This is a genomic window from Bacillus cereus group sp. BfR-BA-01349 (genome assembly GCF_022663795.1).
GTDB classification, from domain to species: domain Bacteria; phylum Bacillota; class Bacilli; order Bacillales; family Bacillaceae_G; genus Bacillus_A; species Bacillus_A cereus.
In genome coordinates this window covers 17,753-33,556 of record NZ_JAKUGE010000020.1, presented here as the reverse complement: position 1 = coordinate 33,556, position 15,804 = coordinate 17,753, and the positions used below count along the sequence as shown (strand labels likewise).

The following is a 15,804-nucleotide window of genomic DNA, read 5'->3' as shown; positions in this document are numbered from 1 at the left end:
TGATAAAGATAATTGGTAATATATAGGTTTAATGAGAGTTACAAATGAGGGGGGAGCGTATGAAGAAGGATTTTGATAAGAAAATAGAAGCACTCGAAACGGCAATTGAAACAATTCAAGAAGCACTTGCTGAATTAAAAGTGAAGCAAAGGGAAATAGAAGTAGAAAACGCTCAGCAACATGTTAGTAAGAACAAGAAAGAATATATTGAAACGGTAATGGAGGAAAAGCCAAAAGAAGAAATAGTTAAGATAAAAGAGCCTTTGCAAGAACGTCAGGTAAAACAAGTAGATATATCTGCTTTTAAACCAGAGCCATTTAATATTATTAAGTTTTGTCAAACATGGTTACCGCGTGTATTTGTCGGTATTATGTTGCTTGGAGTGATCTGGTTATTTAAAGCAGGGGTAGATGCTGGCTTATTAACACCAGCGATACGAATTGTGTTTGGTATCGTATTATCTATCGGATTGTATTATATAGGAGATATTCAAATTAAAAGAGAGCGGCAGGCGTTAGGGTTAGTATTAGCTGGAGGAAGTATTACCGGGATTGTTCTAACAACGTTTGCAGCACATTATTTATATGGATTTATTCCGGCAAGTGTCGCATTTCTCTGTAATATTGCATGGGTTATTTTAGGTATTTATTTAGCGAAAAGATATCAATCGGAATATCTCACTATTTTCGGAGCGGTCGGAGCGTTCTTCGTACCATTCTTGTTAAATAGTACGACTCCTAATCCTTATATTTTCTTTGGATATGAGACAGTATTAACACTTAGTTTATTATGGTATGCGTTGAAAAATCGTTATAAATACTTATATATGATTTCTTACGCTGTTGCTGCCATTGTCCTTTTCGTTTTCTTTGCTGTTATGTCAATGTTAGTAGAGAACTTGCAAGTACAGTTAACGATTGTATATGGTTTGATTCATTTACTATTATTTTGGCATATGTTTACGGAGAGAAGTTTTATACTAGAACCACGTTTGGCGATATTTAGTGCAAATGCAGTGTTCTTTATACTAGCTATTTCAAAAATACATGATTTTACAACATGGGGATTAATTATTAGTGCAATCGTGCATGCCGCTATGTTCGTATTTGAATATAGGAAAAATAGACATTCTACATTTACAAATCTCTTATTTGGTTTCGCAATGGGAGCATTTAGTTTAGCAATTTTATATGAGTATAGTTTAGTGAATGCAGCGATTGTACTATTATTACAAGGTTTCCTCGGCATGGTCACTTCTATTAAAGTAAAACAACAGATAAAATTGTATGTTAGTGCGACGGTTTACGCAATTGGAATGATACAGACTATTTTTAGCCCGTTTGATCAATTTATTTCGGCAGGCTTTGTTGCTCATCTTATTTTAATAGGAACGTTCTATTATTGCATGAGAGAAGCGAAAGAAGTATTAGCGAGCTTCGGCAAATATATGTATTCTATAGTGCTCTATTGGTTTATGATAATTGTATTTATTACAATTACGAGAATCGGTGAAGTTTTATCTACAGATGGAAGCGTAATTAGTGTATCAGTATCGTTATTATGGATGGTATATGCATTATTTGCGGTTTGGTTTGGAAGAAATAGAAATATGAATGAAATATTATATGCTGGTTTAGTCGTTTTAGTCGTAACGGTAGGGAAGTTATTCTTACTTGACTTACCAGAGGTATCGATGATGATTAGGGCAGTGTTATTCCTAATCGTCGGTAGTATAGGTATCGTTATTTCAAGAATGTTTTTCTCGAAGGAAGAGAAGTGAGAAGAAGGCAATCCATGTATGGATTGCCTTTTTTATTATTTCTTATTAATTGTTACAGTTTCATTATATTTCGTTGTTGTATTTTGGCGTAGACGAAGCGTTGCTTGTCCAACTGTATTTGAATCAATCTGTACATTTACAACTTTCTCAGCAGAGCCTAAGCTGTTTGTTGTGAAAGAAAATGCACTACTATATCCAAAAGTAGATGGCCAAGTGCCGTTTGCATTTTGTACTTTAGCCACTTGTGTTCCACCAGTAGTGAAGATACCTAAAGAATAGTTGTTATAAGTTGTATTAGGTAGTAAGTTGTTTACTTGAATCTTCATTTGGAAAATTTCATTGTTTGGTAGAATGCTAGGGTGTGTAACGACGTAGTCGCTTGTTGTTACCGCACCGTTATAACCGTATGAACCTGGTTTAAAAGTATTTGTATTAAACCATTGATAACCTGCATTTGGTGCACTCCAAGGTTCAGGTTGTGGTTCTGTTGATAAGCTTGGCTGTTCAAATGTTTGTAGAGCTGTAGGTGAATCAAGTTGTAAACCATTTACTTGATCTAAACTTGTAAATGTCTCTTTATTTGATAACCAATTTACGATGTTTTCTAATAAGATAGCATCGTTTTCTTCTTTATAACCATCGTAAGTTTTCTTTGTTTGGCCAGAATCTTCACGAACGTACTTTGGCGTAGCATCTTCAACAGGAGAAGAGTCACCAATAAAGGCAGCTTTTCCAAGTCCTACTTTTGCAATTGCAGCATATGGGCCTTCTGCAATACCACCGCCATTATAAACGCCGCTATCAACAGCGTTATTCCATTTTGATGGATTTTCTGGAAGGTAAACAAGTCCTTTTGCTAGTTTTGGATTTGTAATTGCCAGAGTAGAACCAGCATGCATTGCTACAGACGAAACACCTTTTGTAATTCCGAAAGATTGTTCAGGCGATACAATTGTTTTCGCTGAAACATCACCAAGTGCATTGTAGCGGAAGCGAATACCGAAGTTGTCAGAGAGCCAATCAGAGCTTTCTACTCCTTGCATAGCTTGTGAATTTGTTTCTTCATTAGACATTCCTTTTGCTGGATTATCCCAAGCACCGCGTCTATATCCATTAAATACTTCAGAAGAGTCCCAGCGATTTTTATTACGATCTGCATTGTAATGATCAGCAATAAAGAAGATACTACCACCATTTTTTACATATTGTAACATAGCGTCCTGCTCAGATTTTTTGTAAGGAATATTAGCTTCTGGAACGATAAATACATTGTAATCTTTTAAATCTTCGTACGTAATAGGTGTTGATTTACGAAGTTCCTTTACGTGATATCCGTTTTTTGCAATGCCGTTTCCGAAGTCAGAAAAGCCGCCGTCAATAACCCAGTCAGCTGTCCCAGCAGTTTGACCGTGTGTATTATCAAATAATACTTTCTTCCCATTGTTTTGATTTACAACTTTTGCAGCAATTTCAGGAGCTGGGTCTACAGAGCTTTCGGCATAAGTAGACGGTATGAACGAAGTCCCTATACTTAGTGTAATTGCTGTTGCTAAAGAAAATGTAATCCATTTTTTATTCTTCATAGAAGAATCCCCCTAATAATAAATATATGTGCTTTAATAATGTAATTTATTTTTCTGTAAAAATAAAGACGGAAAACATAAAAAATATTAAAAGATTGTAAAAATACCGTGAATTATGTTGAGAAATATTTATATAGATATAAAAACATCCCTTCCAAGTAATAAGGAAGGGATGTTTTGCTTAACTAATTTTTGAGTTAGGTGTTTCATCAATCTTATGAAACCCTTTCATGTAATATACGATTGCTAAGCCGATAAGCCAAATTGGGCCAACAATCAATGCAATTCGTGTATCTTCTGAATACGCCATTATACCTAATACTAATATAAGGAAAACGAGTGAGAAATATGAGCTTAATGGGTATAAAGGCATTTTATACGATAACCTTTGTTTATTTTGAGTAGGCAAGCTTTTACGGAATTTAATTTGAGCAACTAATATAATGCCCCAAGTCCAAATTGCGCCGAAAGTTGAAATGCTAGTAAGCCATGTAAATACCTTTGCAGGTACGAGATAGTTTAATATAACACCAATGAGTAAAACGATAGCAGTTGCTACAATTCCTTGGCTTGGAATGCCATTTTTATTTAAACGACCAAATCTTTCAGGAGCTTTTTTCTGCTGAGCTAATGTATATAGCATACGGCCTGTACTAAATAAACCACCGTTACAAGAAGAAAGAGCTGCTGTTAATACGACAAAGTTAATAATACCTGCTGCTTTTGCGATACCAATTTGCTGGAATGTTAATACAAATGGACTGCCTTTCTCACCAAGTTCGTTCCATGGATAAATTGCCATCATAACGAATAATGCCCCAACGTAAAAGAGTAGAATTCTCCAAAATACGTTATCAATTGCCTTTGCGAGTGTTTTCTTCGGATTTTGAGCCTCACCAGCTGTAACACCGATTAATTCAACGCCTAAATAAGCGAATAGTACCATCTGCATGGAGAGTAGTAACCCAGAAAATCCATTTGGGAACCAGCCACCATGTGACCAAAGATTTGAAATACCAGTAGCGATACCACCGTTTCCGAATCCGAATAAAATAATACCAGCTCCGACTACTATCATACAGATAATTGTGACAATTTTAATGAGAGCAAACCAAAACTCAAGTTCTCCAAATACTTTTACCGATAAGAAGTTAAAAGCGCTCATTAATAATAGAGCAAGTAATGCCCAAGTCCAGCGCGGGATATCAGGGAACCAGTACTGCATGTAAATGCCAGCTGCTGTAATTTCAGCCATACAAGTAACAACCCATAAGAACCAGTAATTCCAACCAGTAATATAACCAGCGAGTGGTCCAATATAATCATATGCATATTTACTAAAAGAACCAGCAACAGGTTGTTCAATTGCCATTTCCCCAAGCGCTCGCATAATGAAAAGAATAACGAGACCGGCAATCATATAGCCTAGCAAAATAGAAGGACCTGCTAGTTTAATGGCGGAAGCGGATCCTAAAAATAGCCCAACGCCAATAGCTGAGCCTAGTGACATTAAAGTAATATGTCGTTCTTTTAAACCACGATTTAAAGTTCCAGATTTGTTTGTGTGCTGCATAAGAAGAATCCCCCTTGTAGAGTGAACGATATTTGAATGCATTTACTAAATATTTAACTATTCCAAATTATAAAACATTTCTATCTGTTATGCTACAAAAATAATCATAATGAACTGTACTACATCTGCACTTGTCAGACTTAAACTTAAAATTCGAACTATTAGGGAATATATTGACTCTTCTTTTTATTGATTGTTAAGATTAAGTATTATATTTTCTCACATACTAGTAAGAAAAAGAATGTGTGATAATAATTCAGGTGTAGGAAGGGTACATAAGCATGTTTCAATTACAAAAATATAACACTTCTGTGAAGCAAGAGTTTTTAGCTGGCATCACAACTTTTTTTACATTTGCGTATATTCTTGTCATCAATCCAAAAATATTATCTGATGCAGGTGTACCATTTGACCAAGCGTTTACAGCAACAATTATTGCAACCGTTGTTGGAACAGTAGGTATGGCGATTTTCGCGAATTACCCGATTGTTATTGCTCCAGCTATGGGAATGAATGCATATTTTGCTTATTCTGTTGTACAGAAGGCAGAAGGGATTACATATGTAGTTGCCTTTTCAGCTGTATTTGTAACGGGGATTATTTTTCTTTTATTATCTTTTACTTCGTTTAGGCAAAAGTTAATTTTAGCAATTCCTGATAGTTTAAAGCATGCAATTGCAGGTGGAATTGGACTATTTATTGCTTTTATTGGATTGCGCCTTTCTGGAATTATCGTGGATCATCCGTCTAATTTAGTTACGATTGGTGATTTTCATTCTCCAGCTGTTATTTTAACTTTAATTGGTTTAATATTAGCGGCGGTATTAATGACATTGCGTGTGAGCGGTGCATTATTTATTAGTATGATTGTGACAGGAATTATTGCCTTCTTTACAGGGCAATTGAAGTTTGCTGATAAAATTATGGCGATGCCTCATTTACCAGAGGGTATCATCGTTTCAAACCCAATCAATGCCTTTTCAGATGTAATTGAATACGGATTATACGGCGTTGTATTTTCATTTTTACTTGTACTTTTATTCGATACAACAGGTGCATTACTCGGTTTAATTAAACAAGCAGGTTTAATTACAGACAATACAGAGAAGCGTTTTGGTAAAGCGTTTATTGCAGATGCAATTGGCGGGACTACAGGTTCTATCTTTGGAACAAGCCCAACAGCAGCGACGATTGAATCATCAGCAGGTATTGCTGCAGGTGGTAAAACTGGATTAACAGGGATTGTAGTTGTTGGTCTAACAATTATAACGGCATTTTTTAGTCCTGTTATTGCTTCTTTATCAAGTGTAGCCGCTATTACAGCTCCTTCATTAATTATAGTAGGTAGTTTAATGGCACAAAGCATTCGAGATATTAATTGGAATGAATTTGAAGATGCGTTACCAGCATTTTTAATTTTTATAGGTATTCCGTTAACATCTAGTATTGCAAATGGAATCGCAATTGGATTTTTAGTATATCCAGTCTTGAAAATTGTGAAGGGTAAAGGGATGGAAGTACATCCATTACTATACTTATTTGCATTCTTATTTGGATGTCATTTATTCTTATAATATAAATATAGGAGAGGGCCTTCTTATGGGAGGCTCCCTTTTTGTGTATAATAAAGTGAAACTATGGGCAGTAGGGGATATCCTCACTGTGTATTAGCCCGCACCAATCGGGATAAGATGAAAACTTAATTGGTTTCGTAAAATATAAATTACTTAATGGAATATATATGTTACAATATAGATAGAGGAGGAACATGAATGGCTGTAAGTAAAATAAAAGTCGCACGTGTTCAGTTAGATTTAACACAGCAACAATTAGCAGAAAAAGTAGGCGTTACAAGGCAAACGATTAGTTTAATTGAGAAGGGGAAATACAATCCATCTTTAGATTTATGTTTAAAAATTTGTTATGCAGTAGATAAAACGTTGAATGATTTATTTTGGGAGGAAAAGGAGTGGTAGGATGGAAATCGTGAAAGATGAACGTTTAATGATTGAAGGGTTAAAACATATTAGATTAGCTTTCATCTTACAAAACATCGTCATACTAGCTATCGTCTTTTACCGCTATGTCTTGCAAGGGGCAGGATATGAAAGTGTTTCAGATTTATTAATGGTATTTATGGGCGGGATAATAATTATTAACTTTTTAAATCTGAAAAATTCAGTGGAAGTGTATGAGCATACGGGCGGAGTGTCGCGGCGTTATTTTATGAAGCTATTATTCATTCCAGTGGGTATTATTATTGGGATTTTAGCTATTTGTATCGTTGTAACACCAGATATTTCGATAAAGGAAATTAGTATGACAGGACTTATTATGTTTGCTTGTTTTTTAGTTCCTAGTTTGTTTATATACATATATATGAAAAAAATAAAAAGAGAAGATTAAAATATAAGAAAGGCTTTCCCGTATTGAGGAAAGCTTTTCTTATATCTTTTTATACAAAACTTTATGAAGGCCAATTGGTTCAATTTCAAAAATTTCACCATGTTCCTGAAAGCCTAAGCGCTTGTAATAGTCAGCTACAGTAATTCGGCCATTACACCATAACATATTTGCTTGACGCTCTTGTAAGATTTGTTTTGCATTCTGAATTAAGGAGCTTCCAGCGTGGTTGTTTCGAAACTCAGGTAATGTGGCCATTCCTCGTAGACGATAATGAATACCGGCTGGTAGGTCAGGATATATTTCTTTTGAGAAGGAAGCGATACTAATTAGTTCATCGTTTATAAATGCGCCTAAGTGGAAGGTGTCTGTTTCATAATCGGAAGGATATTTACAATCTGCTAATGTTTGATTGGGGCGTAAAATTTTTTGACGTAATACGTAAGTTTCGGATCCCTCAATATTTTTCACGATAATCATATTAACATCCTTTCTTATAAGGCTTTTTCTGTTAATTGTATAAAGAAATAAGCAGGTGCGGCGAGAAGTCCGAGTATGCTAGCAGTTCCGAGAAGGAGTGAAAGTAGGAGGCAAGAATATTTTATTCCATTCGATTTTTTCCATCCGTAACTACAAATCTCAATACTAACACCGATGAGAATAATGGCAACGAGTATTTCTGCTAATAATAAAAGAGCTAAAGTTACAATAGACATAATGTGATCCATCCTCATAATATGTGATAGTAACATTTTACCATATAAAGTTAAAAAAATGCCCCTCAATTATGTGAGGGGCATTTTTTTACTCTAATATGTTTTTTAGTGTATCGATATGTTCTTTTGAACCTGTTACAAGTAATGTGTCACCGTGTTGTAGTCTTGTATCACCATGTGGTATTAATGCTTTGTTACCGCGGTAGATTTGAATGACAAGTACATCACCTAAAAACGGGAGGCGGCGAAGCGCAACGCCGTTATATTTATTGCTGCGCAGTTCAACTTCACGTACTGTTTCGTTTGCTGTTGTAATTAAGCGAACGAGACTAGGTTTATCAATAAGTGCACGTAATAAAATACGTGTAGAGTTAATTGTTGAGAATACAGCGATATGTTCTTGCGTTGCTTTTTCTTGTAGAAGTGGATCTTCTACACTTGCAATAACATGTTCAACACCTAGCTCTTTTGCATGTTCTGCCAATAATAAGTTTTGTTCATCATCGCTTGTTGCAACAACGACGCGATCTGCATCAAATGCTGTTTGTTCAGTTAATGATGCGATTGTGATGTCATCTAATTTCACGATAGGGAAGTCATGTGATTTCGCTTCTTCATCATTTATTTTGTTTTGACGCATCATATATAGCGTTACGTCATAATCTTCTCGTTTTAAATCTAGTGATAACGGAAGGGTAATTCTGCTCGCGCCAATAATAGCTACTTTTGGTTTTGGTGTTTCTACTTTTGGGAACATTTTTTTAAACAATATAGGTGCAAAAATACAAGTAATAACTGCACTTAAAATAAGAGAGGCAGATAAACTTGGACTGATGATCTCCAGTTTTTCACCAATTTGTGCAGCCGCAATAACTAGAGAAAGTGTCGATGTTAATAAGATTGCACTTCCAAGTACGATATTACGTGGATACCATTTTCTTAAGACGAGTGATGGTAAGAGTTTCGAAATAAAGAGTCCTACAATTAAGATTGGAATCATTAGCATGCTAGAAGGTTCTTTGAAAATAGACCACACCTCTAGATTTACACCAACCATTACGAAGAAAATAGGGATGAAGAAACCATAGCCGATAGAATCAAGTTTTTCCACCATATCTTCATTTGGTGATAATAACGATACAAGTACACCTGCTAAGAAGGCGCCTAAAATATTTTCTGCTCCAACAGATTCCGATAACCCAACTAAGATTAAAATGAGTGCAAAAACAGCTCGTGTATCAATTTGTACACTACCAGCTTTTAAACTATCTAAGTATGGAATGTTTTTAAAGCGTTTTGCAATAAAGTAAATGACAATACCGGCACCGAATAGAATAAGTAAGAGCCACATACTCTGACCGCTTTCGGAATTTAATGCGACAAAAACAGCGAGTAAAATCATTGTAACTAAGTCTGCAATAACAGCAACTAATAAAATGATTTGTCCGATTGCAGTTTTTCCTAGGTTGTTCTCTTTTAATGTTGGTACAACAACACCTAAAGAAATAGTTGAAATAATTAAAGTCATGAACATTGCATTATCTACGAATCCTAGCCATACGAATAGTAATGATAGGGCATAAGACAAGATGAAAATAAATAAGAAGATAATGCTTGCTGCTTGAAATGTATTTGGCTCGTTTGTCGTATTCTTTTTCCCTTTTTGTTTAAAGATAGAAAAATCAATTTCTAAACCGCTTAAGAACATAAGGAAGATAAATCCTAATGTTGATAAAACTTGAAGCCATATATCTGGCTCAATAATATTAAACCCACTTTTACCTACAAAGATTCCTGCAATAATTTCTGCAACGACCACAGGAAGTGCTTTTAATTTAAAGCGTTGTAACAAAAGGGGAACGAAAAACGCGATTGCAACGACAACCATAAGTGATAGAACAGAAGTATGATGTTCCATTGCGTTCTCTCCCTTCAAATAAATATAGTACCTATTTAGCCATATAATAGGTAGAAAAGCAACGCATATGGATTCGATTTCATAAAGAAAGACTTTTCTTAACATTTGTCATAATAAGTATATTTTTCATGATTATGCTGTTAATTCCGTAATGTGGATGTAATAGGGGGGATAAAAAAAGCCTGCTGAGGAATCTCAGCAGGCTTTTTCATGTACATTACATTGAGAAGAAGATCCATACAGTTAAACCAACTGTTGCAGTTGCAACGAAGAAACTGTATATCATTGTAAGAATTTGAACTCTTCCTTCTCCTTCTTTTAAATGCATGAACATAATTAATTGTAACAACGCTTGCGCAACAGCCATTATGATAATAGTTGTTAGGACTGTTGAAAGTGGCAATGTTGTGTAAAGTGCCACGTATAACGCTAGGAACGTTAATGCAAGCGATAAAATAAATCCGAAAACGTGTGACCAAGGGAATCCGCTATGCGCATGTCCGTTTGCTTGGTTGTTATTTTGACCCATTTACGCCACCATCCCGTTCAAGTAAACTAGTGTGTAAATAAAGACCCAAACAAGATCGAGGAAATGCCAGTATAAGCTGATAATGAATACTTTACGAGCTGTAACTGGTGTTAAACCTCGTTTTAAAATTTGGATAATAACACAAATTGCCCAAATGATACCGCCTGTTACGTGGGCTCCATGCGTTCCAAGAAGAACGAAGAATCCAGATAAGAAGGCACTTGTTTGAATTGTTGCACCTTCACCAATATACATAATGAATTCTTCAATCTCGAAGAATAGGAAACCTGCACCTAAAAGTAATGTAAGGACGAACCATCCAAGCATCGCTTTTTGGTTGTGCTTACGCATTTCGTGAATTACGATACCACATGTGAAACTACTTGTTAAAAGTAGTAATGTTTGAATTAAAAGCGTTTTAAGTTCAAACAGTTGCGCTGGTGTTGGGCCATCTGCCGTACGACCAGCAAGGACTAGATAAGAGGCGAAAAGTGTTGCGAACAGCATAATTTCAGCCCCAAGAAAAATCCAGAATCCTAGGATATTCAATCTGCTTTGTTCGGATTGATATTCCAAAGGTAAGCTTTTATCTAAAGCCGCCATGTCATTTCACCTCTCATGCTATATGTTCTGTTTTTTTAATTTCATCAACACTGATATAGTAACCTTCATCATAATCGAATGAACGATAGATTAAGCAAGCTAAAATACCAACTCCACCGATTGCTGCAAGCCAGAACCAGCTAAATACTAATGCGAAACCTGCAAGACCGAAGAATCCAGACGCAATAATAGGCACACCAGAGTTACTTGGCATGTGAATTGGTTTGATATCTTCTGCTGCTGGTGTAACTGTTTCTCCGCGTTTTTTCATGTACCAGAAAGCATCAGCTTCTTTAATTTCAGGAAGCTTCGCGAAGTTGTAATGTTGTACAGGAGAGTGAGTTGCCCATTCAAGTGTACGACCATCCCATGGATCTCCAGTTGTGTCACGTTCACCGTGACGTGCACTCCAAATTACGTTGTAGCAAAGAAGTAGGAAGCCGATACCCATCATTACCGCACCAACAGATGCGATTTGGTTTAGCCATCCCCATCCAAGACTTTCAGAGTAAGTGTACATACGACGAGTCATACCGTCTAAACCTAAGAAGTACATTGGGAAGAAACAGATGTTGAATCCGCTCATAAAGATCCAGAATGTCCATTTACCTAGGCGTTCATTTAACATATGACCAGTCATTTTTGGATACCAGAATGTGAATCCAGCAAGCATAGCGAATACTGTACCTGCGATTAATACGTAGTGGAAGTGAGCGATTAGGAAGTAGCTGTTATGGTATTGATAATCAGCTGCTGCCATTCCAAGCATAACCCCTGTAACCCCACCGACTACGAAGTTTGGAATAAATGCCAATGACCAAAGCATTGGAACTGTAAAACGAATACGTCCTTTATACAGTGTAAACAACCAGTTAAAGATCTTAACCCCGGTTGGAATCGAAATCGCCATTGTCGAAATCGAGAAGAATGAGTTAACCGCTGGACCTGCACCCATCGTGAAGAAGTGGTGAAGCCATACGACGAAACTTAGTAAAGAAATTGCAACCATTGAGTATACCATCGCACTGTAACCGAATAGACGCTTACGTGAGAATGTACTAATGATTTCAGAGAAAATACCGAATGCCGGTAAAATAACGATATATACTTCAGGGTGACCCCATACCCAGAACAGGTTGGCCCATAACATCGGCATACCGCCGCTCGCCATCGTAAAGAAGTGAGCATCGAATAGACGGTCAAATGTCATTAATGCAAGAGCAACTGTTAATACTGGGAAAGCGAAAATAATGATAATTGTTGTAATTAAGATTGACCAAGTAAACATTGGCATTCTCATTAAAGTCATACCAGGTGTACGCATTTTTAAGATAGTAACAAGGAAGTTAATACCGGTCATTAGCGTACCGAGACCTGAAATCTGTAATGCAATTGCGTAGTAGTTATTTCCTACGCCTGAAGTAAACTCTGTACCTGCCATTGGGAAGTAAGAAGTCCACCCAGCGTCTGGAGAACCACCGATTACGAAAGCGATGTTGAATAACATTGCTCCGACAAAGAATAACCAGAAACTTAAAGCATTTAAGAACGGATATGCAACGTCACGAGCACCAATTTGTAATGGTACTACAAGGTTCATTAATCCCATAACGAATGGCATTGCCATGAAAAGAATCATTACTGTACCATGTGTTGTAAAGATCCCGTTATAGTGTTCAGCGTTTAAATAAGTTGTTTCTGGGAATGTTAATTGTGCACGGATCATTAAACCATCCATACCACCACGGAATAACATGATAACCGCAGAAATAATATACATAGCTCCGATTTTTTTATGGTCAACAGTTGTTAACCATTCGTCCCAAAGCCATTTCCATTTTTTATACTTTGTTAGTACGAAAATGATTGCTAATGTCACAAGAACGATAGAAGCGTCTGCACCGTAAATAATCGGGTCACCTGTGACAAAGAATTCATCAAGCTTCACTGTGTTCACTCCAATCTGTTGGAATAATAGCTATTATTTTTTGTTTTTGTAGTAGTTGTAATCACAATATTCAAGTGATTTTGGATCTACATAACTTAAGTGGTGACTAGAGAATGTCATACGACCAACTACACCAGGTTTAACAATTTCGTTGTACTTAGCTTCTGTTAGTTTAGGAGCAGTTTCTTGTACTTCTTTAACCCACTTGTCATATTTCTCTTTAGTTTTTGCTTCAACTTCGAACTCCATGTGTGTGAATCCTTCACCAGAGAAGTTCGCACTACGGCCTAGGTAAGAACCTGGCTTATCAGCTTGTAAATAAAGATCCATAATCATGCCATCCATTGTGTACTTCATACCACCAAGTTCTGGTACCCAGAAAGCATTCATTGGGCCGACAGAAGTCAGTTTGAATTGAATTGGTACACCAGCTGGGATGTTTAAATAGTTAACGGTTTCAATTTTTTCCTCTGGGTAACTGAATAACCATTTCCAGTTTGCAGATGTAACATAAATTTCAACTGGTTTAATATGTTCGGACTCTTTCGGAACCTCTTCCGAAGCATAAGTTGCTTTTACTGTTGGAATCGATAATGCGATAACGATAATAACAGGAACAAGCGTCCAAATAATTTCTAGTAATGTGTTACCGTGTTGTTCAGGTGGCTCATAGTCCATATTCTCTGGTTTTTCACGATAACGAATCAAGATGACTGTAAACAGAATGAATACAATTGCGATAATTAATGACATAAGCAAGAATGACCAAACAATTAAATCATACTGTGCTTTTGCAACAGGTCCTTGCGGATTTAATACTGCGAGTTTTTTATCACAGCCACCGAGGAACAGAAGTAATGATAACGGAAGAAGTGAAGCCAACTTCCAAAACGCTTTCTTTAGTTGCACGATTGAAAATCTCCTTTCTCCTTGGATTGAAACTATGCCAATAAAACAATATAAACCTATTAATTTATAGAAGGCAATAGTTTTTGATATATTGTTAAAAAATAGACACAAATGCACACTTTTTAAGGTGAATATCATTTGTAACTTGATTACATTGTAAACTATTTTCCAGAGAAAAACGTGATTGTGAAAATTTTAAGATAAATAAAGTTATACCAGGATATCCAAGAAATAGAAAAAAGCTATCTTATGATAAGAAAGATAGCTGAATATTTTGTATATTTAGTTTATTTCTTGTGTGACAGTTCGTGGCTGTTCAAGTGTGACAATTTTTTTATATTTAACTGGGTATAAAATGTAACAAATAATCATAAATGGAATGCCGCAATAAAGAGCAATTCTTTGATCTGGAATGAAAGCCAAACTAACAAATGTAATGAAATTGAGCGAGAACGCTACGATTGGAACGAGTGGATAGAGCGGTGTACGATATTTTAAATCATTTATGTCGCCACCATTTTTCACGAAATTTCTACGGAAGAAAACTGTGAAGCGGCGATTGACATCCAAACTACAACGGCAGCCATTGCTGCAATAGATGTTAAAACTAGAAAGACAGTATCTGCCGCAAATACACTTGTTAGTAAGGACAGGCTAGCGAAAATTAGGCTGAAAATTAATGCATTTAGCGGTACACCTTTCTTAGTTAATTTCGTAAATGCTGGACTTGCCATTCCTTGTTTTGCCATCGCCCACAGCATACGAGAATTTGCGTATAGACCAGAGTTAGCAACGGATAATACAGCTGTAATAATAACAAAGTTCATAATGTCTGCTGCATATGGGACACCGGCTACATCAAATACAAGTACAAAGGGACTTTCGACTAGATTAGCCTCTTGCCATGGGAGTAAACCTACAACAACTGATATCGCTAAGACGAAGAAGAAGAGAGTTCGCCAAATTGTATTTTTTATTGCTTTTGGAATTGTTTTTTCAGGATTTTCACTTTCTCCTGAAGCGATTCCAATTAATTCTGTTCCTTGGAAGGAGTAATTTACTGTAATCATCGTAAGAAGAACAGCTAATGCACCGTTTGGAAATAGCCCACCATTTTCAGTGAAATTATGAAGCATTGGAGCTGGCTTTCCATTGAAGTCTAGTAGACCGAACATAACAGCACCACCAAGCACGATGAAAATAACAATTGTCGCGACTTTTACACTTGCGAACCAAAACTCTGCTTCTGCATATGCTTTTGCTGATAAAGCGTTTACAAGGAAGAGTGCTGCTGCAAATGTAACGCACCAAATCCAGGAAGAAACGTCTGGAAACCAGCGTTTCATTAAAATACTTACAGTTGTTAACTCCACGCCAACTGTAACAGCCCAATTTAACCAATACATCCAACCAACAACAAATCCAAAACCAGGTGAAATGAATTTGCTTGCATAACTTTGGAATGAACCTGCTTCTGGCATAGCAACGGATAATTCACCAAGACATAACATCGTTAAATACATAACAAATCCACCGACTAAAAATGCAAGAATAGCACCACCAGGTCCGGCATTATGGACAATTTGACCAGATCCCATAAATAGCCCGGTTCCGATAACACCGCCGAGTGCAATCATAAATAGGTGTCTACTTTTCATTGTTCGTTTTAAATCTGTTTGTTCAATTTGTTGATTCATATGCCCTCACCCCGTATTTTCTTGAATGTGTGAACTTCGTTTTATTCTGAGTTTTTAATCATTAGTGGGGGATGCAACACACACTCGGTTTATTTGCTATGAAATGAATGGAGTATGTAAAAAAACGAACTATGACTAAATACT

General features: G+C 36.3%; 13 protein-coding genes and 1 pseudogene. 4 read left to right on the top strand and 10 right to left on the bottom strand.

Going from position 1 to position 15,804, the window contains the following annotated elements; genetic code table 11:
• Nucleotides 1-59 precede the first annotated feature (59 nt).
• A complete protein-coding gene (locus MR169_RS13000) occupies nucleotides 60-1,781 on the top strand; it encodes a DUF2339 domain-containing protein (protein ID WP_242319496.1) in 1,722 nt (573 codons plus the stop codon).
• A 35-nt stretch (nucleotides 1,782-1,816) separates the two neighbouring features.
• Here the strand turns inward: MR169_RS13000 and MR169_RS12995 are convergent, their stop codons facing one another.
• Together MR169_RS12995 and MR169_RS12990 are read right to left on the bottom strand one after the other, a co-directional pair.
• Nucleotides 1,817-3,364 carry a DUF2194 domain-containing protein gene (locus MR169_RS12995; protein ID WP_242319495.1) on the bottom strand — a complete coding sequence of 516 codons (1,548 nt, stop codon included), beginning with the start codon at nucleotides 3,362-3,364 and terminating at the stop codon, nucleotides 1,817-1,819.
• Between the two features lie 181 nt (nucleotides 3,365-3,545).
• Nucleotides 3,546-4,937 carry an amino acid permease gene (locus tag MR169_RS12990; protein ID WP_242319494.1) on the bottom strand — a complete coding sequence of 464 codons (1,392 nt, stop codon included), beginning with the start codon at nucleotides 4,935-4,937 and terminating at the stop codon, nucleotides 3,546-3,548.
• 281 nt (nucleotides 4,938-5,218) lie between these two features.
• Here MR169_RS12990 and MR169_RS12985 point away from each other — a divergent pair, with 281 nt between their 5' ends.
• The 3 genes from MR169_RS12985 (at nucleotide 5,219) to MR169_RS12975 (ending at nucleotide 7,343) form a co-directional block, all read left to right on the top strand.
• Nucleotides 5,219-6,511 carry an NCS2 family permease gene (locus MR169_RS12985; protein ID WP_016117177.1) on the top strand — a complete coding sequence of 431 codons (1,293 nt, stop codon included), beginning with the start codon at nucleotides 5,219-5,221 and terminating at the stop codon, nucleotides 6,509-6,511.
• Nucleotides 6,512-6,709: 198 nt separating this feature from the next.
• Entirely contained in the window at nucleotides 6,710-6,913 is a 204-nt protein-coding gene (locus tag MR169_RS12980) for a helix-turn-helix transcriptional regulator (RefSeq protein WP_000301183.1), read from the top strand.
• 1 nt (nucleotide 6,914) lies between these two features.
• Complete coding sequence (locus MR169_RS12975; RefSeq protein WP_242319493.1) at nucleotides 6,915-7,343, top strand: hypothetical protein; 429 nt, start codon at nucleotides 6,915-6,917, stop codon at nucleotides 7,341-7,343.
• A gap of 39 nt (nucleotides 7,344-7,382) precedes the next feature.
• On the opposite strand, the gene MR169_RS12970 is transcribed toward MR169_RS12975, so the two are convergent.
• The 8 genes and pseudogenes from MR169_RS12970 to MR169_RS12935 form a co-directional block, all read right to left on the bottom strand.
• Complete coding sequence (locus MR169_RS12970; protein WP_000587683.1) at nucleotides 7,383-7,820, bottom strand: GNAT family N-acetyltransferase; 438 nt, start codon at nucleotides 7,818-7,820, stop codon at nucleotides 7,383-7,385.
• Between the two features lie 14 nt (nucleotides 7,821-7,834).
• Nucleotides 7,835-8,092 carry a DUF4022 family protein gene (locus tag MR169_RS12965; protein WP_044129536.1) on the bottom strand — a complete coding sequence of 86 codons (258 nt, stop codon included), beginning with the start codon at nucleotides 8,090-8,092 and terminating at the stop codon, nucleotides 7,835-7,837.
• A gap of 52 nt (nucleotides 8,093-8,144) precedes the next feature.
• Nucleotides 8,145-9,974: a monovalent cation:proton antiporter family protein gene (locus tag MR169_RS12960; protein ID WP_242319492.1), complete on the bottom strand. Its 1,830-nt coding sequence runs from the start codon at nucleotides 9,972-9,974 to the stop codon at nucleotides 8,145-8,147.
• A gap of 217 nt (nucleotides 9,975-10,191) precedes the next feature.
• Nucleotides 10,192-10,503, bottom strand: coding sequence for a cytochrome aa3 quinol oxidase subunit IV (qoxD, locus tag MR169_RS12955; RefSeq protein WP_000531386.1), 312 nt, complete (start codon nucleotides 10,501-10,503; stop codon nucleotides 10,192-10,194).
• The gene (qoxC, locus tag MR169_RS12950) at nucleotides 10,504-11,106 is read right to left on the bottom strand and encodes a cytochrome aa3 quinol oxidase subunit III (protein ID WP_000729317.1); all 603 of its coding nucleotides are present in this window, start codon (nucleotides 11,104-11,106) and stop codon (nucleotides 10,504-10,506) included. It abuts the gene before it with no gap.
• 13 nt (nucleotides 11,107-11,119) lie between these two features.
• Nucleotides 11,120-13,054: a cytochrome aa3 quinol oxidase subunit I gene (qoxB, locus tag MR169_RS12945; protein ID WP_000762367.1), complete on the bottom strand. Its 1,935-nt coding sequence runs from the start codon at nucleotides 13,052-13,054 to the stop codon at nucleotides 11,120-11,122.
• 33 nt (nucleotides 13,055-13,087) lie between these two features.
• Entirely contained in the window at nucleotides 13,088-13,963 is an 876-nt protein-coding gene (locus MR169_RS12940) for a cytochrome aa3 quinol oxidase subunit II (protein WP_001176162.1), read from the bottom strand.
• Between the two features lie 282 nt (nucleotides 13,964-14,245).
• Nucleotides 14,246-15,660, bottom strand: a pseudogene (locus MR169_RS12935) (amino acid permease).
• Nucleotides 15,661-15,804: the final 144 nt, after the last annotated feature.